This window comes from Afipia sp. GAS231 (genome assembly GCF_900103365.1).
In the GTDB taxonomy this organism is placed as follows: domain Bacteria; phylum Pseudomonadota; class Alphaproteobacteria; order Rhizobiales; family Xanthobacteraceae; genus Bradyrhizobium.
On record NZ_LT629703.1, the window covers coordinates 1,474,990 to 1,499,321 of the forward strand.

Here is a 24,332-nt window from a genome sequence, read left to right on the forward strand (position 1 = left end):
CCGAGAGCCTCAGACGTTGAGATGACCGGGAATGCGCAGGTGTCGGCGCACCACATCGACGAAGGCAGGATCGCGTTTGGCGGCCCAAACGGCGGCCATGTGACCGATGAACCAGAGGACAAGACCCGCGATCCACAACCGCAGCCCAAGTCCAAGGGCCGCCGCCAATGTGCCGTTGACAATCGCAACCGACCGGGGCGCGCCGCCCATCAGGATGGGCTCGGTGAGCGCGCGGTGAACGGGCACGACAAAACCTGCGACCGGTCCGTCCATCAGATCACCACGCCGCCGCCGAAGGAGAAGAACGACAGGAAGAAACTCGAGGCCGCAAACGCGATCGACAGACCAAACACGATTTGGATCAGCCTGCGGAAGCCACCGGACGAATCGCCGAACGCTAGCGTCAGTCCGGTAACGACGATGATGATGACGGCGATGATCTTGGCGACCGGACCTTCAACCGATTGCAGGATCTGATTGAGTGGCTGTTCCCACGGCATGTTCGAGCCAGCTGCCCAGGCTGGCGCGGTCATCAAGAGAAACGTTCCGGAAGCGCTCAGCGATGCGGCATCTCGATGAAAACGAAATTGCGGACGCATATCAGTCTCCTGCTGGTGAAAGGCTGTAGTCGCCTGCGGACCCAAGCCCCGTCACGAGGGCGAGTTCGACGAGGCGACGATCGGTACCGCGACCGGCAAGCACGGCGATGAGGTTAATGGTCTCGGCGATCAGAGCGCGCGGAACCGTGATGACGGCTTCTTGGATGAGCTGCTCGAGCCGCCGTAGCGCACCGAGCGCTGTCCCGGCATGGATGGTGCCGATGCCGCCGGGGTGACCGGTGCCCCAAGCCTTGAGCAGGTCGAGCGCTTCGGCGCCGCGAACCTCGCCGATCGGGATACGGTCGGGGCGCAGTCGCAACGAGGACCGAACGAGGTCCGATAGCGTGGCTACGCCGTCCTTGGTCCGCAGCGCGACAAGATTGGGTGCCTTACACTGAAGTTCGCGTGTATCTTCGATCAGCACGACCCGATCGGAGGTCTTTGCTACCTCAGCCAGAAGCGCATTAGTCAATGTTGTCTTGCCGGTCGACGTGCCGCCAGCGACGAGGATGTTCTTCCGCGCGGCGACAGCAGCACTTAAGGCGCTGGCCTGATCCGATGTCATCGTTCCCGCGGCGACATAGTCGTCAAGAGTGAAGACTGCGACCGCAGGCTTGCGAATGGCGAAGGCAGGAGCCGCAACGACTGGAGGTAACAACCCTTCGAAGCGCTCGCCGGACCCAGGTAGTTCGGCAGAGACGCGTGGCGAGCCGGCATGCACCTCTGCGCCTACATGATGTGCCACAAGACGAACGATGCGCTCGCCGTCCGCCGCTGATAATGTTTCGCCGGTATCAACCAGTCCACTCGACAGCCGATCAATCCACAACCGTCCATCTGGATTGAGCATGACCTCGATGATGGCATCGTCTTCCAGGTAGCCCGCAATCGCCGTGCCAAGTGCGCTACGCAGCATTCGCGCACCGCGCGAATTCGCCTCCGATTGAAAGGAATGGATTGCCACCGCCGCCCCCACCGAATGAGGACGTCCAAACAACGTCCTCAGATGAGGATGATAGAAAGGCCACCAGTCGACTTGGCGCAACGAGCGCTTTCAGAGATCGCAGTCCAGCGTAGAAAAAGAAAGACTGATTGTGGGAGCTAACGTTTGAAGTCCACGCGATCGAATCAATTTGCTCCGGGATGCGCTGCAGTTCTCTCGGCGAGCATCATTGTTTGCAGACAACGGTCGAGTGATGCGATGGCATCCTGAAGAGACGCTCACGACCCTGCCCTGCAGCAAGCCATAACGCGCAAAATTGAACGTATCGATCGTCACCTCGGCGGTCTGGCCCGCGCTCCCAAACCCGATGTCGCGATTCGAGATCATCGCCTCGGCTTCGAGCTTGCTGTCGGCGGGCACCACCACCAATTGTTGCGCCGGGGTGACGACGCCGCCGACGGTGTGTATTGCGAGCTGTTGGACCGTTCCGTCGATCGGCGACCGCAGGATCTGCTCGCTCAACTTTCTTTCAATCTTGACGAGGTCCTGACCGCGCGCGTCCGACAAGCCGCTCAAGACCTGGCGTTCGTAGCCAGCTTGGTCTGCTCGACCTGCTGCTCGAGCGCCTGACGGACTGCCTCCACTTCAACGAGCTTGTGCTGCTGCACAATCCGCTCACTGCACTGGCAAGCACACCACGAAGAAGCGCCAGACGCGGGCACTGGTGCCGCCACGACTACTGGACCATATGCGCGGCTCGGCTCAGCTCAGCTCAGCTCAGCTCAGCTCAGCTCAGCTCAGCTCAGCTCAGCTCAGCAAAAATTGATCGCCGACTGCTTTGTCGAGTTCAACGGCAAACCGGTCGCGTCGGTCAAGAAGGGCTTCAGCGCCGCGGTGGGATCGGCAAGGTGACGCCCCAACGATCCGACAATTACCTCGCATTCAAAGAGATGTCACAATTTTTTCTTCCGACTGTGACGTAGCTCAAGCAGAATGGTACTGGTGCCTCGTGACGAAGACGAGCCGCGCAAACTGACCCTCAACGAAACGACCGGTGCCGTGGTCTGGGCGTCCGGTGACGACGATCGCGATCATCATCGGCACTGATTGACGGGGACATCAGCAGCAATGACCAATACAAAAGCCCCGGGCTAGACCCCGGGCGCCTGGCATGACCGAACCAATCTCGCGTTCCATACTCGCATGATCGCAGCCGTCTCTTTCGCCTCGCTCTGTCTCGCCAGTATCCTGCTCGCATGGATCGACCTGCGTCGCGGCATTATTCCGGACTGGCTCAATCTGGCGATCGCGTTCGTTGGCCTTGCGAAGGCCGCGGCGCTTGAGGGTTGGTCGGCGGCGCTCGGCGCTGGCTTTGAGGGCATCGCGATCGGCGCAACCGTCTGGCTGTTGCGCCGGCTCTATTTCATGTTTCGGAAGTTTCAAGGTCTCGGCCTCGGTGACGTGAAGCTGCTCGCAGCCTCCGGCATTTGGCTCGGCATCGCCGGCGCTCCGCTGCAGCTCCTGGTCGCCTCGCTGACCGCACTTGCCGCAGCGGGCGTCATGCAACTCGTAGGGCAGACAATGACGCGGCAGTCGTCGCTTCCGTTCGGGCCGTTTCTCGCGCTCGGACTAGTGATCACGCTGGCGCTTGCACAAGGTGGCTGGGTTGGTTAGCGCCGGCCCCGGCGCTCCGGCGGCATGCCCGGAGACCCTTGCGCGATCGCATTATCGGCCGGCAGGCGCACCTGGCCGACCGCCCCGGGCTGAGGCAGGCTCAGGATCGCAGTTTCCTGATCGCGCTCCAGCGTCACCTCCCGGCCCCGAACCGAACGCAACTTCCAGCCCTGATAATAGTCGCCGATCCTCAACCGTAGCGCTGCCTTGGTGGTCTGGTCGACAAAGATGCCGAATCCTTGATCTCCGCTGGCGATGGTCCCGACCAGCGAAAGCTGCGGACGCTCGATCGGTAACGGCTTCGGCGGTGGTGGCGGAGCTTTTGTCACCGATGCGGAGGCGACAGCGGGCGGCGGCGGCCGTCGCGACACCGAAAAGATCGGCCGCTCGCGCGTGGCCGACAGGCTCGCAAGCGGGATCCCCCACAGCGGATTGGCGCTCGGGGCGCGTTCGGGTACCGCAGGAAGCCCGACCACCTGCGCGGGAGCAGCCGGCGCATCCCAGGGCGAGGATACAGACGGCGCGTTGCCGCGCCGTGAGGCATCAGCGCCGATATCGGAGACGTCCGTCGGCAGCGCCGAGGTCGAGCCGGCAGCGCCGAGCGCTGACAGCAGCAATGCGAGCCTCCTCGCAAGCCTTCCTATCGTTATGCGCTCTATCATCTTGCACCCTGCCATTGTCCGGAGATCGCGAGCAGAATGCGCAGCCTGCCCTCGCCGGATCCAGCGGAACTCGCCGCCGATTGCACGACGAGCTGGTCGACGAACAGGAACGGCATGCCGGCCTCAAGATCATAGAGCAAGCGCTGCAAGCCGGGCTGATCAATCTCGCAGCTTGCGATAATAGTAACAAACCCGATGTTGGACTGGGTGCCCTGCAACTCAACCTGGGACGACAGCACGTTGCCGCCGAGCTTTGTCACCGCCGCGGACACGCGCTGCAACAACGCTGCACCGGCGATGGTCACGGTTGCGCCTTCCAGGAGCGGCGAGCCGGATGGCGCGGCGATGTCGGTAGCTTGCCCGCGCGCGGCAACGCTCCCGCGGCCCTGAAACTGCGCCAATACGTCGGTTGAAGCGGCGACATCGGCTTGTTGGCCTAGAACGTCGCTGAGCGAGCTTCCGATCACGCATAAAAACAGAATCATGACGCCCAGATATGACGTCACGGCCACCAGTGGCCTGCTCAGCAGCTTTCGTAAAGTCGCGGCCTGATTCATGAGCCTGACCCGAAATATGGCGTGATGTGCGCCTCGATGTGGAACCGGTCGCCCGGATCGCTCTGGGCGCGCGTGGTTGGCGCGAAGAAGGTGGCGCGAGTGAACTGCGGCAACTGCTCCATGAGTCGGATCAGGGACGGCGCGTCTTGCGTCAGCCCGACGACCTGCATCTTGTCGCCTTCGACCCTAAGCTCCGTCACGTAGGTGGTGTCGGGCAGCACGCGCGAAATCGCCTCAAGCACCATAACGCTCGAAGGCGAGGTCTGCTTGCGCTTCGCCAGCAGCGCTTCCGCCGATCCGCCGGACTGGTTGACGCGCAAAGCTGCCCGGCGCTGCACGATCTGGTGCTGCAGTTCCTGCTGCTCGGCGCTCAGCATGTTGCCGACATAGGCTGAGATCGCGAGCGATGACGGCGCGGCTACGCTGGCGCCGACGAGCATCAGGCGCAACAGACGTGTCACGTCGATGGCAGAGCCGGGCGCGCGCGTCAGCGACCTTTCAAACAATTTGACCTGTCTCGGCGCGGATCCAGCCTCGGGCACCTCGACCAGCCCTGCCGCGGATGCCGCAGCAACGTCCGCCGCAAGCTCGAGCAATGGTTGAATCTTTTGCTGCGACGTTGCCGCAAGCGTCAGTGCGATCCGACCGTTCGCGATCGGCACCGCTGGGGTCATTCCGAACACCACATCACCCGCCGTCCACGGCGTCAGGAGATCGATTTGGGCGCGGATCATGCCATCGAGAAAATCGCTGGCTTGCTTCGGAAAATCGACTTCACGAAACAACACCTGTTGAGGTCTCATCAGCACCTCGATGCGGCTGCCGCGCAACGCTGCCAACCACCCCGGCGTCAGAGCTGGCTCGGGTTGGCCATGCAAAAGTCGAAACGACGCCTCCGCAAGCCTCGTACCTTTTTGCCCCGAAGTGAGGCGCGCGGTGAAGCTGTTGGCATCACCTTCCACGAATTGCACGCGCCGCGGCGGCGCGATCCGCGCCGCACCGACATGTACCGCAACGGCGACGGCCGCGATCCAATCCCCGAAAAGGCCTTTCAGCTCCGACATCATGGCGGTCACAGCTCCTTTGGCGTTCGCCGTTGTACGATCACATCGTCTTCCATGACAACACCCGATAGGGGTCTTCCCCGCCGCGAAGGCTTATCACCACTTCCGAAGCCGCCCCGCGGCCGTTTGGAAGACGAATTCGGATCAGTATCCGATAGGCTCGGCTCTTTTGCGCGGTCGCACTCCCCGCAGCACCGCCCAGCGCGGCCGCAATCGCGGCGCCGTCGTTCGGCAGCGAGGTTCGATCGTTCAGAAATTGTTTCAGGGTGAGCGGTGTCATGCCGGGCAACGCCGCAATCACCTCCAGCGCGGCGATCCGAACGTCGACGCCTGAAACGCCGCTAAACACAGTGACGAACGGTAACGCGCGCTCGACCAGCGCCGACGGAAGGCCGAGCACGAGTGCAAGTTCGTTGACATGGGCGAACGGCGCCTGGCGAGGCGAATAGGACCGGCCTCCAGCGCGATACAGTGCGTCTTCATTCCCGGCGGCGTCCTGCGGTGGTCGGGTCCGCCAGGCAATAATGCGATCGGCGTCCTGTCGCGCATCATCTTCGCTCGCGCCTAGCACGGATAGCAGACCGGCCAGCATTTCCTTCGGCGCCGCGTTGAGATCGACCCGCGCCGCCTCCGAAACAAAGGAGACGGCAAGATCAGCGCCGTTCAGGCGTATTTGAAACGAGCCTTGCGGCGGACGGGCATCCTCTCCCGCACGCTGCAGTTGGTAAGCCGTAAGTTCGACAGAGGCCGCGGTCAACGCTTCCGCCTGCAAGGCGCTATCGTTGACAGCGAGCGCACGGGCTGAAGTTGACAAATAGAGCGAAAAGATCGTCGCCAGCGCGGCTAGAGCCGCGAGAATCCACAGCACGACGACAATGACGAAGCCTTGCTCCGAGGGTGACCCTGCATTGCGCTGAACTGGTTCTCTCATCAAGAGCCGCCCCGTTTCGGCGCGTTGCCGGCGTCCTTGCCTTCGTCCTTTGGGCCGTCCTTCGCATCGTCCTTGGACGTATCATCGGATTTCCCGCCGCCGGCCGGCATATCGACGTGGACTGGCGTCACCGAAGAGACCGACAATACCCGCTCGCTCGCTGCATCCCGCACCGTGAGCATGATCGCGGCCGGCAGCTTGTCTTGATCGTGCCAGCTGTCGCGAAAGACCCGATCTGGACCGGCATAGCCAAACGACAGACGAAGCGGCGGCCGCAGCAGCACCACGGGGTCGGACACGTGCATCTGCTCCGACAGCGAGGCACCGGAGGCCAGCGGACCGAATGGTGCGCGCGAGCGCACCGTTACGAGACGGCCTTGATCGATAGTCTCGCCGATCTGTACGATATCGAGACCCACACCGACATTGGGCCCGAGCGCCGTGCGCACGAATGTGACCGACAGCGCCGAGCCCTCGAACAGCGGCTTGCGCTGCTCGCGATTGGGCGGCACATATTCCGCGGCAGCCACATCGGCGGAGATTCTCTGCATCGCAATGCCGATGAGTTCGTTGTGCTGGATACGGTCGACCCCGCGATTCCAGTTCGGAAGCCACTGTGCGGTGATGGTGGCCAGCGCCGAAAGCACGAGGCCAGTCAGCGCCAGCGCCACAAGCGTTTCAATCAGCGTAAAACCTTGTTCGCCGCTCCGTTCACCAGTGCGCGGGATCGTCATCGCTGCGGCCTGCGCATCAATCGGATGGTTTGGAGTTCGACAGCCGCACCCGAGGGCGAACGGACACGGATCTTGACCAGTTCGGGAACCCAGGCGACATTGCTGTCGTTGCCCGCCGCATCACCATCCAGCGGACCGATATCGACCTGCCAGCGAAAGCCTCGGACCTCGCCGGAAAGCACGCCAGGCGCAAGTTCCTTGCGCGGCGGTAGTGCGGTCGCCATCACCATCTGCGCGGTTTGCGCCAGTGCCACATGGTTCTCCAGCGCCTGCACGCCGCGGGCATTGGTCGACATGACCGATCCGATCGCGACGATCACGACCGCGACGACCGCGAGTGCGATCAGTACCTCAAGGATCGTGAAGCCGGCATCGGGCCGATCAGTTGGCGAGCGTCGGGCGGGCAACAATTTCGATCCTTCCGGTCAGCCAGTTGACGCGAATTTCGTAGGCCGTATCGAGCCGCGCCAGCGCGATGGTGCCGCCGCACGACGTCCCGTCAGCGAAAAAGCTGATGCGCGACAGTACCGGGCGCCGCCGGCAGGTTTGCGGCAGCAGCGCATCGAAGCGGACGTCGTCCGGAATGCGGACAGTCTGTGTCGTCAGACCGGAGTGGATTGCGCGCGACGACGCGTCGACCAGCGTCGAAACATCGGCACTCCGTCGGATCGCGGCATCGCGGTCGGCCTTCAACAATGTCGCGGTCTCCAGCGCATAGGCTTGCAGCCGCGAACGCGAGGTGTGGTGCGGCAAGATCGGCAGGAGCACGGTTGCAAGCATGGCGATCAGCGCGATGACGCACACCATTTCCAGCAACATGAAGCCGCGTTGGTGCTCCCTAGTCATTCCTAGCGCTCGTGATAGTGTTCAGCGAGATGTCGGCGGCGGCACCGCTGCCACCCTCTTGTCCGTCGGAACCATACGACATGATGTCATAGGCCCCGCGTTCACCCGGCGCACGATAGATGTAGGGATGGTTCCATGGATCGTTGGGAACGGCGGCGCCTTTCAGGTAAGGCCCGTTCCAGGCGCTGGACCCAGGGATCTGGCGCACCAGTGCTGTCAGGCCCTCAGCGGCCGAGGGGAAACGGCCGACATCGAGATTGAACAGATCGAGCGCGCTGGCGAAACTCTGCATCTGGATCTTGGCTGCCTTGACTTTCGACTCGCTCAGGTAGTTCAGCACGCGCGGACCGATTAAGCCCATGATCAGTCCGATGATGGTGATGACCACCAGCATTTCGACTAGAGTGAAGCCCTGCTCCCTCTGGCGCGCGTTATCCTCCTGGGCGCGGCGACCGGCAGTCGTGGCGGAGAGTTTTTTTGTCATGGTGATGGTCCTTGCGTCATCCAACGAGCTGCGTGACCGACAGCAGCGCCGTCATGACGGAGACGATCAGGCCGCCGACCATCGCACTGATGGTAATGATGGCGAGCGGTCCGACAATGCCGACGATGCGGTCGAGGCTGCGCTGCAATTTAGCTTCGTAGAACTCGGCGACCCGGCCCGCGAGCACCGGGAGCTGCCCGGTTTCCTCGCCGAGCCGCAGCATCCGCAATGCCATCGGCGGCAGGCTGCTCGAGGCCGAGAGCGCCTCGGACAACTTGCCGCCATGCCGCACGCGATCGGCCGCCGCCGTCCAGCTTTCCACGTTTCCGGTGACCGCCATGATGTCGACCAAGATCCGAAGGGTCGCCGTTAAGCTGACGCCACTGCCGAGCAGGACGCCGAGATTGCGGCAGAACAGACCGGTCCGGTGGAATTGAAAGATATCAGCAAGGCCAGGCATGCGCGCCAGCGTTCCGATCGCGGCCGTTCGCATGCCCGGACGCCGCAGCAACCACCAGATTGAACCGATTAGGACTGCGCCCGCAAGCAACAGCGCAGTGCTGTTGGCGCGCATGAAATCAGAGAGCCGGATGAAAACGCTGAGCGCCGAATCCGACTTGCCGCCGAAATCCTGCAACACGGCGGAAAACTGCGGCAACACGAACAGAATGAAGAACAGCATTACGCCGATCGCCGCAATCAGCACGAAGGCCGGATATTGCATCGCGTCGGTGAGCTTGCGGCGCATCTGTTCAGAGCGCGCCCGTTCGGCGCCGAGCATCTCCAGCACCTGATCGAGCGTGCCGGAAACCTCCCCCACTCGCACCAGCGCCACATACATCGGCGAAAACAACGCCGGAGTCGCGGCCACGGCATCGGCAAAGCTCTCGCCGCTCAGGAGGGCTGCGCGCAATTTGGCGACCACCGGGCGCAACCGGCCGACGTCGGCATCGCTCGCCAGCAGTTCAAGCGCGTCGTCAAGCCGCGCGCCAGCCTTCAGCAGCAGCGCGAGGTCGCGGGTGAACGTTGTCACCTCCGCGCGTCCCGGCTGGTTGAACGGACCCCAGCCGCCGGGACCAGCTGCGGCCCGCTTTTCCTCGACAGTTTCGATCGGCAGCAGGCGCAGATATTCAATGCGGACCGCGACCTCGGCCGCGGTCGGCGCCGAGAGCGTGCCATGCACAAGTTCGCCGTTCTGCGTTAGCGCCCGGTAGCGAAAATTCGGCACGATTTACCTCACCGTAGTGACGCGGAAGATTTCCGCAGGCGAAGTCAACCCGGCGCGGCACTTGGCGATACCGTCATCAAGCATCGTCGTCATGCCGCCACGGATGGCGGCCTGATCGATCTTCAGCCCATCGGTTTTCTCCCCGATCAATTCGCGTAGTTCGTTGTCGAGCTCGAGCACCTCGAAGACGCCGAGCCGCCCCCGGTAGCCGGCGCCGCCACAGCGTTCGCAGCCGCACGGCAGGTGAACGCTGTCGCCGACCTGAAAGCCGAGCACAGCAAGCCGTGGATCCCCAGTGATATCGGCTTCCGTCAGCAACTTGGACGACTTGCAGCGTTCGCAGAGTTGACGCACCAGGCGTTGCGCGATGACCGCACGCAGCGTCGAGCGCAACAAATAACCTTCAACGCCGAGATCGAGCAGACGCGGCACCGCCGCTGCAGCGGTCTCGGTGTGCAGCGTTGTGAGCACAAGATGTCCGGTTAGCGCGGCGTGAACCGCGACATGCGCGGTCTCGGAATCACGGACCTCACCGACCATGATGACGTCGGGGTCCTGGCGCACGAACGAGCGAAGCGCGGTCGCGAACGTCAATCCGATCGCCGGCTTTATCTGTGACTGATTGATACCGGGAATTTCATATTCGACCGGATCTTCGATCGTCAGAATCTTCCGGATCGGCTCGTTCAGAATCGACAGGATCGTGGCGAGCGTGGTGGTCTTGCCGCTGCCGGTCGGCCCCGTGATGACGATCATGCCATGCGGCAGAGTCAGCAGTCGCCTTAGCTTGACGTCGTCGGACGGCCCGAAGCCGAGCTTGTCGACCACCAACAGCCCACGATCCTTGGGCAAGATGCGGATCACCGCGGATTCGCCGTGTTGGGTCGGCATGGTGGCAACGCGAATATCGATGTCGGCGCGGCCGACGCGCAGCCGCGCGGCGCCATCCTGCGGCAGACGACGTTCCGCAATGTTGAGGCTAGCGACAATCTTGATACGGGAGATGACGGCTTGCGGCAGGACCCCAGCCGGCGCCGCCACCGGTCGCAGCATCCCGTCGATCCGCATGCGGACAACCAGACCAGTGAGAAACGGCTCGATGTGGATGTCGCTTGCACGCAGTTCTACAGCTTTTTCCAGCAAATCGTTGACCGCGCGCACCACCGGCGCGCCGCTGGCAAGATCGCGCAGACTTTCAATGTCGTCGTCGCGCAGCTGCCGAAATCCGTCCGCGTCGTCGCGTTGCTCGGCGCCATCACCGGCCAGGCGCTGATTCAGCACGACTGCCAGATCGTCCGGCGACGCGATTTTGATGCGGATATCGGCCCCGAGCACAATTTCGGCTGCACGCCTCGCCGACAGATCGGTTGGGTCCGCGATTGCCAGCACGACGATACCGTCGGCAGATTGATGAGGGTATACGAGGGTTTCCCGGAGAAAACGATGCGAGAATGATCCGATCATAGGCGTGGCCGATAGCAGCTCCTGCAGCATCACGCGCTCGAGATCACAGAAGCGAGCCGCCTCATCGGCGAATTCGCTGGCCGACAGATCGGTAAGCTCCCAAAGCTTGGCGTGGGAGATCGGCTGTAGATTGGTCGGCATGCCGCCTTGCGGCTGATCGGCGGCGCTTGGGTCTGCCGGCTCCTGCCCGTCCTTCAACCTCAGGTGCCGCGCCTGACGAAGATGCTCGACGAACTGCAATGACTGATGACCGGGCATACGTCTTTTCCAGTCGTACTGCTTTGAATGAGCGCGCGATGCCGCGTTGGCTTCTGATCGCCGGGACTGGAGTTATTGATCTGGATTGTGACACCCGTGCGAAGCTACGGTGATGCCGCTTGAGGCTTGTTGGCAACATCACCGTGCCATCAACTCATCAAGGAGAGCCGCTAATTATTACTGTCATATTTCCCGCCTAAGGATGCGAACCCGGATCAGCTTTCGTACACGATCCGAGGCAGTGTATTTAAAGTTGGATCGGCAAAGGCATGGCGCGCGTTGGCAATCAAGGCCGATCCGGCTCGGTTGCGCACAACATTTGCCTCATCGCGTTTGCGTTTTGCGCCGCCAACGTTTTGATATCGTGCAATTCTGCGACGGTCGGGACCACCGCGCCGGCTGACATCGATGTGCTCGACAAGGTACGTTCGCTGGATATTCTGCCCCGGCAGACCCAGACCGTAAGCTCCGCACAGCCGAACGTCGGCGAGCGAACTCGCACCGCGATGTTTGAGGGGACTGTCATATCGGACGTTCCGGAAACGCGGGTGCAACCGGCGGCCAACGGCGACGGCAACGGCTACGACCTGAATTTTGAGAACACACCTGTCGCAACCGTTGCCAAGGTCGTGCTCGGTGACATTCTGAACATCGGCTACGCCATCGATCCGCGGGTGCAGGGTACAGTTAGCCTGGTCTCGGTACGGCCAGTGGCGAAGTCCGACATCGTGTTTGTGCTCGAAAACGCGCTGCGGCTAAGCGGCGTGGTGCTGGTCCGCGACAGCGCCGGTTATCGCCTGACGCCGCTTGGCGACGCGGTCGGCACGGGCCGGGTCGATTCTGCCGCAGCCAGTCCCGAGCCCGGCTATGGCGTGTCGGTAGTGCCGTTGCAATATGTGTCGGCGCCGACCGTCCTGAAGTTAATGGACTCGTTTGCCACCAAACCAGGTAGCGTTCGCGCCGACGCGACGCGCAATCTGCTGCTGATCCAGGGCACCGGTGCCGAACGCCGCACCGCGGTTGACACTGCAATGAGCTTCGATGTCGACTGGATGCGGGGTCAGTCGGTCGGAATTTTTCCGGTGAGCAACAGCGCGCCGGAGCTGATCATCGCCGAATTAGAAAAGATCATGGATTCCGGCGAGAGCGGCCTCAGCCAGAGCGTGATCAAGTTCCAGCCGGTGAGCCGGCTCAACGCCATCCTGGTGGTTAGCCGCAAGCCGGCGCTGCTGCAAACCGCCGCGACCTGGATCAGGCGGCTCGATCACGCGGACACCGCGCGCAACAGCGTCCATGTTTACCGGGTAAAATACGGCGAGGCCCGTCAGATTGCGCGGGTTCTTACTGATATGTTCATTGGCGGCGGCTCGGCCCCGCTGGACAACGCCGACAGCCAGTTGGCGCCTGGGTCAGGCTCATCGGCGTCATCCAGTGCCGATCGGCTGTCGCTGAACTCCAACTCCTCCTCGCCAACAGGCAGCTTCGCCTCACGCATACAATCCGGAACAAGTAACGGCGGCGCTCCCTCGGGGTTTGGTCAGCCCCAGCCGGTGACCGCCAGCCCATCCGGCGGCGGCGCACTCGACGGCCGAAGCACTGGAGGTAACGGGCAGCCGCTCCTGCAGAACGTGCGGATCACACCAGATACCGTCAATAACACGCTGCTGATCTATGCCGATCAGGGAAATTACAAGATTATCGAAGCGACCCTGCAGCGTGTCGATCAGCCTCAGCTACAGGTGGCAATCGACGCAACAATTGCGGAGGTCACGCTTAACAATGAGCTGAGCTATGGCGTCCAGTCTTTTCTAACGAGCAGGAATCTCGGTTTGCGACCGGACACTGGCTCCATTCTCAACACCCAATCGACATCCGCGCCCGGCGCGACCGGCGCTGCCTCGGCCGCCGGAGCGGTCACCAACGCGTTTATCAACCGCGCCTTTCCCGGCCTCAATTTCCTGATCGGATCCGAGGCGCAACCGAGCGCAATTCTCGATGCGCTGCATTCCGTGACCAGCGTCAAGGTGCTGTCAAACCCCTCGCTGGTCGTGATCAACAATCAGGTGGCGACGCTCCAGGTCGGCGACGTAGTACCGGTATCGACCGGCAGCGCCACCGTGCTGACTACCAGCAATACCGTGGTCAATACCATTGACTATCGCAACACCGGAATCATCCTGCGCGTATCGCCGCGGATCAATGTCAACGGCAATGTCAGGCTTGAGGTGGAACAGGAAATTAGCAATGTTTCGCCGGCGACTGCCGCCAGTCTGACGCCGACGGTGTCAGAACGGCGGGTGAAAAGTTCGGTTTCGGTCGCCACCGGGCAGACTGTCTTGCTCGCCGGGTTGATTAGCGAGCAGCAAAATGGGCAGCGCAACGGCATTCCACTGCTCGATCAAATTCCGGGTCTGGGCGACGGTTTTTCGCATCAGGACAAGAAGGGAACCCGCACCGAATTGATTATCTTCATCCGTCCCCAGATCATCCGAGATGGCGTAGACGCCCATCAGGTCGCCGAAGAACTGCGGTCGAAATTGCGTGGCAGCGTGGGAGCAAGCACCGATGATCTGCGGGTTCCGACGGTGCGCTGACGCCGTGGCGAAGACGCGGCGCGGAGCGACCGTGGCGGCATTGGCGAGTGCGCGGCTGCATGTCGTTGCTGCGAGCCTGGTCGTGATCGCCTGTTTTTGGTGGCAGGTGGGTCCCGCTCGCGCCGATGCGATGGCGCGCGCCAACGCGGCTTACACAAGCGGCGATTTTGTCAAAGCAGTCAACGCGTTGGCGCCGCTTGCGTTGCGGGGAAATCCCAAAGCGCAGGCTATTCTCGGCTTCATGTATGAAAACGGATTTGGCGCGCCACAGGCCTACGACGCCGCCGCGAAACTCTATATGCAGGCGGCAATCAGGGGCAATCCGTTCGCTCAGCGTATGCTCGGGCTGATGTATGACAAGGGTCATGGCGTACCGCAGGATTTCGTTCTGGCTTACAAGTGGCTGAACCTCGCCGCGGCACACGCCCCGAAACGCGATCGCGACTATTCGTTGCGCCTTCGCAACGCCGTGGCGTCGAAGATGTCGCCTGATCAAATTGCCGAAGGGCAACGGCTTGCGATGCTCTGGGCGCCTGGATGGCGATAACGCACAACAACGATTGCTGTGCGGCGCCGCGCAAACGTCATCTGCGTGTCAACTCGACGCAACAACGCGCAACGAAATCTTCCCTGGTCGGTCATGTCACCGGCTGAAGAGGGTGACGACAATGAAGATATTGAGACCGTTTGGCGCGGACGGTTCCGCCTAGAACCGGCCACATCACGCGGCCTGCCCCCTGACCGGCGAAATAAAGCAGCATCCCGAGACCCGATACTCCGTAAAAAGGCGCCATGGAGCGGAAATAGATCGAACCAGCGGCAAGAACCTCCGGGAACAACGCCAACCAGGCGTGGCGGATATCATCACGGCAAGTCCCAGCAGCTCGGTGGCGGCGGCCGCGAACAACGCAGCAACCCACGCGATGCGCTCCGCCCTCCGGATCTGGCCAGCACCGATATTCACCCCGACCATGGTGAGCGCCGTGCTGCCAAGCGGAAACAGGATTTGAATCCGAATATAGTCCAGTCGTGACAGCTAAGTGATCTGGCCAACGTAGATCTTTACCGGAAACATTCCCTGCCCCATTCACAGCGCGACGTGAACGGCGCGATGAAGGGGGCGAGAACGATGCACATTCAATCGAAATAAAAATCGCGCTCCGCAACGAAATCCGCGTTGATCAAATGCGAACTGAAGAGATCATGCGCGCGCCAATTCCCGCGCGTGTCAGGAAACATCTCAATAAAATGTGAGCAACGTGACGACGTTGGCTCATGCTGCCGGCTTCCGTCTGGCAGACGATGGATACCAAAGCATTTCGATCGGGACGCGCCGACTCGGCATCCTCCTGATGCAGAGCCCGTAATCCGCCCGTCATTCTGGGCGAATCGTAGAGGCATCTGTTGGCTTATCCGCAAGATCGTAAGCGGCTGGGTTGGAGCCGAGTTCGGTTACGCCCTTGGCAAGCTCGGTTCGGAACGAATTCTGGAAATCGTCGTCATAGGTCGCGATGCTTGTGCGGATCGCTGCTTTCCAATGATCGCCGCGGTCCCAGGCTTCCGTAAAGGCAGACGCAAGATCAGCGTGCTGCCGGTTGGCGATCATCGCTTCGATCATTGATCTGGCCTGAAGCCGGTCCTTCGAACTCTTTGCGGTCGCGTCGCGATCCTCCTTCCGGCGGGATCCGACAATGAGTTTGTGGATGGCGTATCGCTCCGGTGATGGGATGAAGACTAGCACGCCGGCGCCATGCAGCAGCACCGCACGAATGGGCTCGTAGATCAGGTAGTCGAGGAAGCGGAGCGGGAATGCCGCCGCTCCGCCCAGCGCTGGCATCGGGACTGGCTTCCCTGCCTGGTCGTCGGACCACTGGTTGGGCGTCAGGAATTCCGCCTGGAATTTGTCTCTCGAGACGAACTGGGTGGAGACCCTGCCGTCGACCTGGCTCGGAACCTCACGAAAGGTCGGGTCGACCTGTCGAAGCACCTGCAGGATGGGTGGCATGGAATCCTTGATAGCCACCGAGATTTCGTGGAATTGCGCAAAGTCGGCGTCGCCGGTCTGCATGGCGACCGCATCAAGGCGTGTACCGAGCACGGCGGGGTAACATTGGTAGGCAACAGTACCGACGAGCACTCCCCGCAAACGGAAGAAGCCGGCCTTCGCCAGTCGTTCCACCACTTGGCCAGTCATCGGCAGGGGGCGCGGCAGATAGGCCTCGCGCGTCAGCGTGGAAACGAGACGGCGGCGTCCTTTCAGGTCGGCTTTCAGATCCTTGAACGCCTCGACCCTCTTGGAGATTTCAGGATCGTCAACGGGACCGACGTAGCGGCGATCCTGGGCGCCGCCCTCGGGCTTGGGCGTGTCGAAGTACCAGTATTTCTTGCCCTTGACCTCAACGGCCACGAATCTGCCGTTCGAAGAGAACTCGGAGGTGAAGCTCTCGTCGAGACTGCGCTGGACCAGTTCGGAATAGAGCGTCTGGTAGCTGATATCGAGACGTTGGGCGGGAGCCATGGCAGATGATCCGTTATACTATTTTTGCGAGAATAGTATAACCAAGGGAACTCAAGCGCAACACAGCTATACTAGAATCGCTAAAATAGTATAACTTATTTATATATCAATACCTTATATAGTAAACGTGACGCTAATCTGGACTATAAGCCCAAGCCGCGTTTTTGTCCGACCGACCATGAAATCCCCTCACCGCCGACGACGCCGGTGACCACCCGCCCCTTGGCCCGTTCATGCACTGTCCGCCACGGCACGAGACTGAAGTCGCGCGCGCGCTCGATCAGCGCAAAGCGGCCGCTGTTAAGCGTCAGCATGCGGCGATAGGTGCCTGTGATCCGCTCGCCCGGTTTCGTCTCGGCATAATCAAGGCCGGTCTCGCGCGTCATGCGCGAGCCGACCTCAACTAGTTTCAGCCGCTCCAGCGTTTGAAGCAGATTGCGCGCGTAAGCGATCCGTCCGCCCTGCTCGCGCGCAAGGCCTTGCTCCAGCAACCACTGCCGCCGCAAACGAAGCGCGCCCTCGAATTCCGACCCCAGTCCTGACGAAGCGATCATCTCCGACGATCTGGCAACGAGTTGCTTGTCGAGCCAGGTCGCGCCGGACGCGCCGGGCAGTTCGTCAAGGCTCTGCCAGGATAGCACGGTGATCCGCGCCGGGTTGCGCGATCGCTGCGCGGCCTCGAACTGACCTGCGCGTTCAAGATGGTCCGCACCAACGGACCAGTCGCCGTTACTTGAGCGCTCGACCAGGTCTAGCCGCCGCATCGCTTCCAGCCGGCGGACATGCGCCTGAATGTACTCCCCGGCAGCCTTCGGATCGAACTCTCGATGCAGTTCGGCGCTGTAGACCCCATGGTTACGGCGGGCGACGTCCGCGACGGTCCGGTCGACATCGCGCTGGCTGACGTCGCGCGCGCGAATCTCGACGATGGTATTTCGGATCAAGGGTTCGGAGGTCACTTGCCGGACTCCGAGATCGGCGTAATGCGTTCGCCCATCGATCCCGTCCACAATCACATATCGGCGGTCGTGCAACTCGTCAGAGATCCCTTCGGCAACCAGCCGCCCAATCACCCGCGCGGCGCCGGCCTGCCCGTCGAAGATCACGTGGTCACCGGCCGCACGGTGGATTCCCACCGCAGCCAGGGATCGCATTCCTCTTTCGGCGATCGATCCTCTCGAAAGTCCGCAACATTGAAGCCTACCGCCCCCGCTCAGGAATATTCAGGTGGTAACGCGTATGTTTGAGCTGTCCAGTCCTTAGCAGCGCACCCTTCTTCACCAAATCCCGCAAGTCCCTGGTGGCCGTGGCGCGCGTCGTCTTGGTGATGCTGACGTAGTTCTCGGCGCTAAGCCCTCCCTCGAAGCCGTCAATGCCTTCACGGGCCATGCGTGCCAACGCCTTCTCCTGGCGTTCGTTCAGCTCACCACGCAGAGTGTCGTACAGCCGCGCCTTGGCGAGATAGAACTCCAGGCGCCTAAGCGTATTGGCCTGCGCCTCCAGGACCGTTTCGGCAAAATATGTCAGCCACGCGGTAATCTCGTTGTTCTTGTTGCTGCGCTCTAGCATGTCGTAATAGGCCTTGCGGGCCCGTTCGATAGTGAACGCTAATGCGATGAGCGTTGGTTGTCCTAAGCTCTGTGCCAGGGATTTTTCAGCGAGCGCGCGCCCAATGCGGCCGTTGCCATCCTCGAACGGGTGGATGCTGACGAAGTAAAGGTGGGCCATACCCGCCCGCGTAAGGTAGGGCATGGGATGGGAGCCGCCGGGCGCTGTGCGGTTGAACCACGCAGCAAAGGTATCCATTTCAACCGGCATGCTCTGAGACGGCGGCGCTTCGAAGTGGACTTTGGGATCGTGGATACTACCGGAGACCACCTGCATCGGCTCGGTGTGCGTTCTGTAGCCACCGATGACGTGAATGTCGTTACGTTCGCTCATGATCATGTCATGCCAAGCGAACGTGGTTTGATGGGTCAGCGGAGCGGCAAAGGTCTCGTAGAGGTTGACCATCATCCGGGCGATGCCTTGTTCGGCCGGAGGCACCTGGCGCTTGTCGCCTGCGAGGCCAAACTGACGCCGGAGGGACGACTGGACGTTGTCGCGATTGAGTATCTCGCCTTCAATCTCGGAAGTTTTCAACGCCTCGTCGCTGATCATCTCGATCTTGAACATGTCGCGATCATCCTGGCTAACATGCTTGAACGCACCGATGAGCTCGCCGGAACGCAACAGGAAACGCTTCTCAAGCGGCTCCAGCACCGCCATGTCATATCTGAATCCCGGCCAATCCGGCTGTTGCCAGTTCCATCCCATGAGCAATAGCGACCTTTCCTATAGCTCATATTATGGGGAAAAAATGAGCTATAACAAACCCTCCATGCCTCATACGGTATTGGGGTATTAGGAAGCGGCAAAGGAACCGGCAATTTTGGCAACTGGAACATATCATCTCAGATGACGAACTGGATCGACTTGAGGTCTTGAGGATCGCCTCGACCGGATTGTGGGCGTAATTTGAAAAAGTGTAGTTCAGGCGCGCCGTCTCAAGCGCTACTCCTTGTCAAGCGTCGACGCTCGCATCTCGCGCCATTCTCACAGGATTGAACCCGCCGTATCACACCAAGATCGGACTATTTCGACAGGTTGTCTGACTAACAGGCGGAGAAAATGCGTAACGAACGGCGTTTCCTATTTCCGACCGACCCATTTCGACGAACCAACGGAAGTTAGTCGACAATCGCTCCCAGAGAAGACAATGCTTGCTTGCTTGCTTGCTTGCTTGCTTGCTTGCTTGCTTGCTTGCGCGCGCGTGCAAGCCCCTTCACGTCCTGAAGACTCATACCTTTGTACGGGCGCGGAGAACGAATGACACGCTCCTTTAGTCCATGCCCACGTTCCAAGCGCGGATCGTATCGTCCTCTCCTGCACTCCAGAGTGCTACTTTCACGCCTCCCAAAAGTAACTGCCGGAATCCTGCTTCTATGACCCTCGGCGAGGATCAAGAATTAACCGGAACCATCGACTAGCGGTTACGGTACGCAACCACCCCGTCACTTCATATGACCGCCGTTAGCGAAGTCGTATTGGGCAGCGCTCACCACTGCGCATCGTCATCGACGGGCATTAGCAAAGCCGTCTGCTTGTTCATAATTTCCGGCTGGATTCCGTCGAAGGTTGTAACCGGCATAGACAAGGGAGATGACCCCGGCCACCTGATGAGTGATCGCATCCAAGGTAGCGCGAACCACGCTAATGCAACAATTTGCACTGCGACATTTAAGCCAAATGCGATTTGATAGGCCATGACGGGCCTCTGACCATCGTTCGTGGACCAGTGCTCCAGAATCAACCCCGTCACGTATTGAGCTTGAAATGCCCAACCGAAGTGCAAAACGTTCAAGGCGCCGTTGGCACGACCGACAAGTTCTGTTGGGAAGTAATCAGATATGACCGCGAAGCTGACCACGGTTGCTGCTCCGACAATGGCGATGGTCGACCAAGGCATAATGGAGGGTAAGGGTGCGCGCAGGATGAGAACTAACTCTGCTGCGATGAGCAGAACCGCGGCCGCGACCAATACCGTTTCCGCCCTTATCCTTCTTCGTCGAATCAAATGCAGGCCGGTACCGAATAACCACGCCCCCCCGCTGAGCACGACCGACATTATGAATAACTGTTGGACGAGATTTGCACGATCGAGCCCTTCAACCTCCGTCAACCACGACGACGCCCATAGTCCCTGCAAGGACCAAGCCGAACCGATGCAGGTCGCGGACAAGGGAGCAATTCTCCAGAAGCGCCCATCCCTAAACACGTCTTTTAGAGTGCTGTGGCTCGGTGAGGTCGGCAACGCGATGGCCCGATCTGGTACCAGGACATAGATAAGCGCGGCTGTAGCGCCAGTCACCGCGGCTAACAGGACAAATAGCTGGCGCCAACTAATCCACGCGAGGAGTTGTTCAGCTGGAGCGGTGGCGGTCACCGCTCCGAGCGAACCCAACATGACCATGTAGCCGTTCATTAGAGCCACACGCTCTTTCGGAAACCAGAGTACAATTGCCTTAAGCCCGGCCGTCAGCGATGCCGCGACACCAAGCCCGATCATTGCTCGCCCAAGCAACAAAGCTGGGAAATCCGTCGACATTGCGAACAGTCCGGCTCCTGCTGCGGCTACCAAGAGCAGCGCGCTTTGGATACGACGTGGACCATAGCGGTCCAAGAGTACGCCGATGGGAATCTGCGCAGACGCGAACACGAGAAAATAGACCGAGGTAAGCAGCCCCAGGTCAGCAATGCGAAGACCCGCATCAGCATTGAGGTGGCTGGCGATCAGACCATTGATCGTCCGAAACAGATACGCAAGGTAGTATCCCAAGGAGAAGGGAAGAAAAATACATGCGATGAGCCGCAAGCCGTGGACTGCATCAGCAAAACGCGTTTGGAAGGTGCCGAAAGTTCGGATTGCTGCCGTCCTCCCGGACGGCAGCAATCGGTCGGTCTAAGTCGCCGCCCAAATCTGGCTGTGAAACGGCATTAACTGACCGTTCGCGAGAAGCTGCCGGCAAAATATTATCCGGCTTCACCTGGGAAGTTCGACGATCAGCCAGGCGATCAATCGTCTCCTGCATCAAGGGACGGCTTGAACGAACGCGCCGGTCAACTTGCTCGGCGAGTTCATTGAACCGGTCTCGACCAAGAGCACATGCCTCCCGCTGCAGGGATTGCGGCATGGGCGGGGTGACAGTCAGATGATATCGAGCGTGCAGCGCGGCCGTCTCTGCAACGATTCGAATCTCGCTTTGAAGGCGTCCCAGCTGACTGCCAATCCGATCAAAATCTTCTCGGAAACGATCCTCAACCGACGGAGCCGGATCGAGAAACCGCTCAAGGGCAGTCTCTATTACCATGCTCTTGCCGACACCCGGCCGATCGGTCGCCGCTTTGAGGCGCTCAAACATCGTCTCGGAGAGATGAACGGTCAATTTTCTGGTTCGTAAAGACTCTTGAGACACCCGCCCCCCATCAAGGCAAGCTTGATCAGAGCCGATCTGGCCATCGAATTCGTCTCCCGCCTTCATTGTCGATCTCCCTAATTTATCGACGCCTATACAGATCCGCAGGTGGCTCTCGGGCCCGTTACAAGAAGTTGAGAGGAAGGACCAAACGTGCACCCGATCGGGAAAAACGACGAAATGACCACGGCTGCAACTGCGTGAACATCGGGTTCGCGAATTGTCGTAGAAAAAGGAAAGAGACGGCGAGGTATGGGCATGCTCGCGCTTTTTAGTTCAAACGGAACGTTCGATATGAGAAAGCGCTTCAGTCTCCGGATTCGTCGAGCTTCGTATGGATGATATCGTCAGGAATTTCCCGCAGAAAGCTCTGTCCCTTCTGCAATCGACGCCCGAGCGCCTCGACAAATCCTTCAAAGCGCTCGCGGCCCTTCAGCTGCGCGGCTCCCTGCGCATCGTTGGGCAACGGAGGCGTGATTGTCAGCCAGAAGCGAATGAAGAGAGCCAAGGTTTCGGCCGTCATACCAACGTCACGCTCTAGCCTCTGCATCTGGCGCGACACCCGGTCCAGTCGACGGGCAAATGCGGCCTCCTGTCTGTCTGCTCCATCTGGTGACAGAAACGAAGCGACTGCCGCTTCCACGATCGCAGACCGAGACAGCTTCTTGCGATCGGCAAGATCGGTGATCTGCTTCAGAAGGTCTGGCGGAAAATACACGTTCATCCGGTCACGCATACTTCCTCACAGCTCCATGCCATCGTTTGGATCAAGCGCGACTTGGCGGACAACGCCACGCATCTGCTGACGTATGAGCCGGGACTGCCGGACCGCGTCCTCGTCGTCGTCAAGAACAACGGAAAATTCTTCTGCCGGCGTAGGCCCCGTCGTCTCCTTGACGATCGCAACGTGATCGGGGAGTTCGGGCTCTCGACGAAGACCACTGTTCGCCGTGTCTTCCACAAGCTGATGGGCTTTTTCAGGTGGAACCGCCGCCGGCTTCAGCGCTTCAACCGCCGACCATCCGTCCGCTCGCGACGACCGGCTAGAGGCCGCGGGATCGGGCGGCGGCAAGACCCGCTCGGTAAACCGCCGATCCTCGTAATAGCGCGCCTTCTTCGCCCTGATAGGCGGCGTGCCCGCCACCATGACGATCTCGTCCGGCGGAGGAAGCTGCATGACCTCGCCTGGGGTCAAGAGTGGCCTCGCCGTTTCCTGCCGCGAGATCATCAGGTGCCCGAGCCAGGGGTTCAACCTGTGTCCGGCATAATTCTTCATCGCCCGCATTTCGGTCGCCGTACCGAGCGCGTCGGACACCCGCTTGGCGGTCCGCTCATCATTGGTCGCGAAGCTGACCCGGACGTGGCAGTTGTCGAGGATTGCGTTGTTGGGCCCATAGGCCTTCTCGATCTGATTGAGCGATTGCGCGATCAAAAAACTCTTAATGCCGTACCCCCCCATGAAGGCGAGCGCGGACTCGAAGAAATCGAGGCGACCGAGCGCCGGGAACTCGTCGAGCATCATCAGGACACGATGCCGGCGGTCCCTGGCATGCAGGTCTTCGGTCAGGCGCCGGCCGATCTGATTAAGCACCAGACGGATAAGCGGCTTGGTCCGCGAGATGTCGGAAGGCGGCACCACGAGGTAAAGCGTCGTCGGGCTGATATCGGCGATCAGATCTGCAATCCGCCAGTCGCACTGGCGCGTCACCTTGGCCACGACGGGATCGCGGTAAAGTCCGAGGAACGACATCGCGGTGGACAGGACACCGGAGCGTTCATTCTCGGACTTGTTGAGAAGTTCTCTCGCGGTCGAAGCGACCACGGGATGCGCACCTTGCTCGCCAAGGTGCGCTGTGGTCATCATCGCCTTCAACGTCGCCTCGATCGGGCGCTTCGGGTCGGACAGGAAGGCAGCGACACCAGCCAGGGTCTTGTCCGCCTCGGCATAGAGGACGTGGAGGATGGCGCCGACCAGAAGCGAATGACCGGTCTTTTCCCAATGGTTCCGTTTGTCGAGCGAGCCTTCGGGGTCAACCAGGACATCAGCGACGTTCTGGACGTCGCGCACCTCCCACTCCCCACGTCGAACCTCGAGCAGCGGATTGTAGGCTGAGGACTTTGGGTTGGTCGGATCGAACAGCAGGACGCGGCCATGACAGGAGCGGAAGCCGGCGGTCAGTTGCCAGTTCTCGCCCTTGATGTCGTGTACGATGGCAGAGCCGGGCCAAGTCAACAGCGAGGGGACAACCAAGCCGACACCTTTACCGGACCGGGTGGGAGCAAAACACAACACGTGCTCCGGTCCATCATGGCGAAGGTAGTTGCGGTCGAGCTTGCCCAGCACCACGCCATCCAGACCGAGAAGTCCGGCCGCTTGAACCTCCCGTTCATCGGCCCAGCGCGCCGAGCCATAGGTCTCGACATTCTTGGCTTCGCGGGCCCGCCAGACCGACATGCCGATCGCCACCGCAATCGAAACGAAGGTCCCCGACGCCGCGATGAAGGCACCCTCGACAAAGACCTGAGGGGCATAGGCATCGTAGACGAACCACCACCAGAAGAAGACCGGCGGGTAATAGACTTTCCAGCCCGACAACTGGAACCAGGGACGTCCAAGCTCCGGCTGGTAAGCGAGCCGCCAGGCCGTCCACTCGGTTGCTCCCCAGATGGCGATCAAAACGATCAGGCCAACAACGATCACCTGTCCCCAGAGGATTTTGGTTCCGGACATTCCGAAGGTCCTTCCGCAATTGAATTGGCG

General features: G+C 60.8%; 24 protein-coding genes. 3 read left to right on the forward strand and 21 right to left on the reverse strand.

The window, feature by feature from the left end; translation table 11 throughout:
• Nucleotides 1-9: 9 nt before the first annotated feature.
• The 4 genes from BLS26_RS07065 to BLS26_RS07080 all read right to left on the reverse strand — a co-directional run bounded on the left by BLS26_RS07065 (nt 10) and on the right by BLS26_RS07080 (nt 2,118).
• Nucleotides 10-273, reverse strand: coding sequence for a VirB3 family type IV secretion system protein (locus BLS26_RS07065; protein WP_092509647.1), 264 nt, complete (start codon nt 271-273; stop codon nt 10-12).
• Nucleotides 273-599, reverse strand: a complete 327-nt coding sequence (locus BLS26_RS07070; RefSeq protein ID WP_092509648.1) for a TrbC/VirB2 family protein — start codon at nt 597-599, stop codon at nt 273-275. Before BLS26_RS07070 ends, BLS26_RS07065 begins: the two co-directional genes overlap by 1 nt.
• A 1-nt stretch (nt 600) precedes the next feature.
• Complete coding sequence (gene trbB / locus BLS26_RS07075) at nt 601-1,515, reverse strand: P-type conjugative transfer ATPase TrbB (protein ID WP_172804777.1); 915 nt, start codon at nt 1,513-1,515, stop codon at nt 601-603.
• 138 nt (nt 1,516-1,653) lie between these two features.
• Nucleotides 1,654-2,118: an HlyD family efflux transporter periplasmic adaptor subunit gene (locus BLS26_RS07080; protein ID WP_172804562.1), complete on the reverse strand. Its 465-nt coding sequence runs from the start codon at nt 2,116-2,118 to the stop codon at nt 1,654-1,656.
• Nucleotides 2,119-2,745: 627 nt separating this feature from the next.
• Here BLS26_RS07080 and BLS26_RS07085 point away from each other — a divergent pair.
• The gene (locus BLS26_RS07085) at nt 2,746-3,216 is read left to right on the forward strand and encodes an A24 family peptidase (RefSeq protein WP_092509650.1); all 471 of its coding nucleotides are present in this window, start codon (nt 2,746-2,748) and stop codon (nt 3,214-3,216) included.
• Here BLS26_RS07085 and BLS26_RS07090 read toward each other — a convergent pair.
• The 10 genes from BLS26_RS07090 to BLS26_RS07135 all read right to left on the reverse strand — a co-directional run bounded on the left by BLS26_RS07090 (nt 3,213) and on the right by BLS26_RS07135 (nt 11,444).
• On the reverse strand, nt 3,213-3,833 hold the full coding sequence (locus BLS26_RS07090; RefSeq protein WP_244541863.1) for a hypothetical protein: 621 nt from the start codon (nt 3,831-3,833) through the stop codon (nt 3,213-3,215). The genes BLS26_RS07085 and BLS26_RS07090 overlap by 4 nt on opposite strands.
• Before the next feature lie 41 nt (nt 3,834-3,874).
• Nucleotides 3,875-4,435 (reverse strand): type II secretion system protein GspM, encoded by a 561-nt coding sequence (gene gspM, locus BLS26_RS07095; RefSeq protein ID WP_092509652.1) that lies wholly within the window; start codon nt 4,433-4,435, stop codon nt 3,875-3,877.
• A complete protein-coding gene (locus BLS26_RS07100) occupies nt 4,432-5,397 on the reverse strand; it encodes a PilN domain-containing protein (RefSeq protein WP_244541864.1) in 966 nt (321 codons plus the stop codon). The genes gspM and BLS26_RS07100 overlap by 4 nt, the downstream gene beginning before the upstream one ends.
• 142 nt (nt 5,398-5,539) lie before the next feature.
• Nucleotides 5,540-6,367 carry a general secretion pathway protein GspK gene (locus BLS26_RS07105; RefSeq protein ID WP_371360787.1) on the reverse strand — a complete coding sequence of 276 codons (828 nt, stop codon included), beginning with the start codon at nt 6,365-6,367 and terminating at the stop codon, nt 5,540-5,542.
• Between the two features lie 62 nt (nt 6,368-6,429).
• The gene (locus tag BLS26_RS07110; RefSeq protein ID WP_092509658.1) at nt 6,430-7,164 is read right to left on the reverse strand and encodes a type II secretion system protein J; all 735 of its coding nucleotides are present in this window, start codon (nt 7,162-7,164) and stop codon (nt 6,430-6,432) included.
• Nucleotides 7,161-7,571 carry a prepilin-type N-terminal cleavage/methylation domain-containing protein gene (locus BLS26_RS07115; RefSeq protein ID WP_092509660.1) on the reverse strand — a complete coding sequence of 137 codons (411 nt, stop codon included), beginning with the start codon at nt 7,569-7,571 and terminating at the stop codon, nt 7,161-7,163. Before BLS26_RS07115 ends, BLS26_RS07110 begins: the two co-directional genes overlap by 4 nt.
• Nucleotides 7,546-8,010, reverse strand: coding sequence for a prepilin-type N-terminal cleavage/methylation domain-containing protein (locus BLS26_RS07120; protein WP_092509662.1), 465 nt, complete (start codon nt 8,008-8,010; stop codon nt 7,546-7,548). The genes BLS26_RS07115 and BLS26_RS07120 overlap by 26 nt, the downstream gene beginning before the upstream one ends.
• Nucleotides 8,003-8,494, reverse strand: a complete 492-nt coding sequence (gene gspG / locus BLS26_RS07125; protein WP_092509664.1) for a type II secretion system major pseudopilin GspG — start codon at nt 8,492-8,494, stop codon at nt 8,003-8,005. Before gspG ends, BLS26_RS07120 begins: the two co-directional genes overlap by 8 nt.
• A gap of 16 nt (nt 8,495-8,510) precedes the next feature.
• Nucleotides 8,511-9,722, reverse strand: a complete 1,212-nt coding sequence (locus BLS26_RS07130) for a type II secretion system F family protein (protein WP_092509666.1) — start codon at nt 9,720-9,722, stop codon at nt 8,511-8,513.
• A gap of 3 nt (nt 9,723-9,725) precedes the next feature.
• The gene (locus tag BLS26_RS07135) at nt 9,726-11,444 is read right to left on the reverse strand and encodes a GspE/PulE family protein (RefSeq protein ID WP_092509668.1); all 1,719 of its coding nucleotides are present in this window, start codon (nt 11,442-11,444) and stop codon (nt 9,726-9,728) included.
• Between the two features lie 269 nt (nt 11,445-11,713).
• Between BLS26_RS07135 and gspD the strand changes: the two genes are divergently transcribed.
• Together gspD and BLS26_RS07145 are read left to right on the forward strand one after the other, a co-directional pair.
• Nucleotides 11,714-14,038 (forward strand): type II secretion system secretin GspD, encoded by a 2,325-nt coding sequence (gene gspD / locus BLS26_RS07140; RefSeq protein ID WP_092509670.1) that lies wholly within the window; start codon nt 11,714-11,716, stop codon nt 14,036-14,038.
• A 130-nt stretch (nt 14,039-14,168) separates the two neighbouring features.
• Nucleotides 14,169-14,585, forward strand: coding sequence for a tetratricopeptide repeat protein (locus BLS26_RS07145; RefSeq protein ID WP_371360788.1), 417 nt, complete (start codon nt 14,169-14,171; stop codon nt 14,583-14,585).
• 828 nt (nt 14,586-15,413) lie between these two features.
• Here the strand turns inward: BLS26_RS07145 and BLS26_RS07155 are convergent.
• The 7 genes from BLS26_RS07155 to BLS26_RS07185 form a co-directional block, all read right to left on the reverse strand.
• A complete protein-coding gene (locus BLS26_RS07155) occupies nt 15,414-16,556 on the reverse strand; it encodes a GSU2403 family nucleotidyltransferase fold protein (RefSeq protein WP_092509676.1) in 1,143 nt (380 codons plus the stop codon).
• Between the two features lie 143 nt (nt 16,557-16,699).
• Entirely contained in the window at nt 16,700-17,710 is a 1,011-nt protein-coding gene (locus tag BLS26_RS07160; RefSeq protein ID WP_092509678.1) for a DUF3363 domain-containing protein, read from the reverse strand.
• Nucleotides 17,711-17,756: 46 nt separating this feature from the next.
• The gene (locus tag BLS26_RS07165) at nt 17,757-18,872 is read right to left on the reverse strand and encodes a Fic family protein (RefSeq protein ID WP_092509680.1); all 1,116 of its coding nucleotides are present in this window, start codon (nt 18,870-18,872) and stop codon (nt 17,757-17,759) included.
• Nucleotides 18,873-19,653: 781 nt separating this feature from the next.
• On the reverse strand, nt 19,654-20,970 hold the full coding sequence (locus BLS26_RS07170; protein WP_092517738.1) for a nitrate/nitrite transporter: 1,317 nt from the start codon (nt 20,968-20,970) through the stop codon (nt 19,654-19,656).
• 13 nt (nt 20,971-20,983) lie between these two features.
• Nucleotides 20,984-21,637 carry a hypothetical protein gene (locus tag BLS26_RS35580; RefSeq protein ID WP_157676359.1) on the reverse strand — a complete coding sequence of 218 codons (654 nt, stop codon included), beginning with the start codon at nt 21,635-21,637 and terminating at the stop codon, nt 20,984-20,986.
• 241 nt (nt 21,638-21,878) lie between these two features.
• Entirely contained in the window at nt 21,879-22,307 is a 429-nt protein-coding gene (locus tag BLS26_RS07180) for a CopG family transcriptional regulator (protein WP_092509684.1), read from the reverse strand.
• Between the two features lie 6 nt (nt 22,308-22,313).
• Entirely contained in the window at nt 22,314-24,302 is a 1,989-nt protein-coding gene (locus BLS26_RS07185; protein ID WP_092509686.1) for a conjugal transfer protein TraG, read from the reverse strand.
• Nucleotides 24,303-24,332: the final 30 nt, after the last annotated feature.

Bases quoted from the DNA above. Each gene is read 5' to 3' on its own strand.
- gspD (WP_092509670.1), top strand. From the start codon at position 11,714: ATGGCGCGCGTTGGCAATCAAGGCCGATCCGGCTCGGTTGCGCACAAC.
- BLS26_RS07085 (WP_092509650.1), top strand. From the start codon at position 2,746: ATGATCGCAGCCGTCTCTTTCGCCTCGCTCTGTCTCGCCAGTATCCTG.
- gspM (WP_092509652.1), bottom strand. From the start codon at position 4,435: ATGAATCAGGCCGCGACTTTACGAAAGCTGCTGAGCAGGCCACTGGTG.
- BLS26_RS07185 (WP_092509686.1), bottom strand. From the start codon at position 24,302: ATGTCCGGAACCAAAATCCTCTGGGGACAGGTGATCGTTGTTGGCCTG.
- BLS26_RS07110 (WP_092509658.1), bottom strand. From the start codon at position 7,164: ATGACGATCCCGCGCACTGGTGAACGGAGCGGCGAACAAGGTTTTACG.
- BLS26_RS07070 (WP_092509648.1), bottom strand. From the start codon at position 599: ATGCGTCCGCAATTTCGTTTTCATCGAGATGCCGCATCGCTGAGCGCT.
- BLS26_RS07165 (WP_092509680.1), bottom strand. From the start codon at position 18,872: ATGGGATGGAACTGGCAACAGCCGGATTGGCCGGGATTCAGATATGAC.
- BLS26_RS07145 (WP_371360788.1), top strand. From the start codon at position 14,169: ATGGCGCGCGCCAACGCGGCTTACACAAGCGGCGATTTTGTCAAAGCA.
- BLS26_RS07065 (WP_092509647.1), bottom strand. From the start codon at position 273: ATGGACGGACCGGTCGCAGGTTTTGTCGTGCCCGTTCACCGCGCGCTC.
- BLS26_RS35580 (WP_157676359.1), bottom strand. From the start codon at position 21,637: ATGAAGGCGGGAGACGAATTCGATGGCCAGATCGGCTCTGATCAAGCT.
- gspG (WP_092509664.1), bottom strand. From the start codon at position 8,494: ATGACAAAAAAACTCTCCGCCACGACTGCCGGTCGCCGCGCCCAGGAG.
- BLS26_RS07180 (WP_092509684.1), bottom strand. From the start codon at position 22,307: ATGCGTGACCGGATGAACGTGTATTTTCCGCCAGACCTTCTGAAGCAG.
- trbB (WP_172804777.1), bottom strand. From the start codon at position 1,515: ATGCTGCGTAGCGCACTTGGCACGGCGATTGCGGGCTACCTGGAAGAC.
- BLS26_RS07135 (WP_092509668.1), bottom strand. From the start codon at position 11,444: ATGCCCGGTCATCAGTCATTGCAGTTCGTCGAGCATCTTCGTCAGGCG.
- BLS26_RS07160 (WP_092509678.1), bottom strand. From the start codon at position 17,710: ATGCGATCCCTGGCTGCGGTGGGAATCCACCGTGCGGCCGGTGACCAC.
- BLS26_RS07155 (WP_092509676.1), bottom strand. From the start codon at position 16,556: ATGGCTCCCGCCCAACGTCTCGATATCAGCTACCAGACGCTCTATTCC.
- BLS26_RS07120 (WP_092509662.1), bottom strand. From the start codon at position 8,010: ATGACTAGGGAGCACCAACGCGGCTTCATGTTGCTGGAAATGGTGTGC.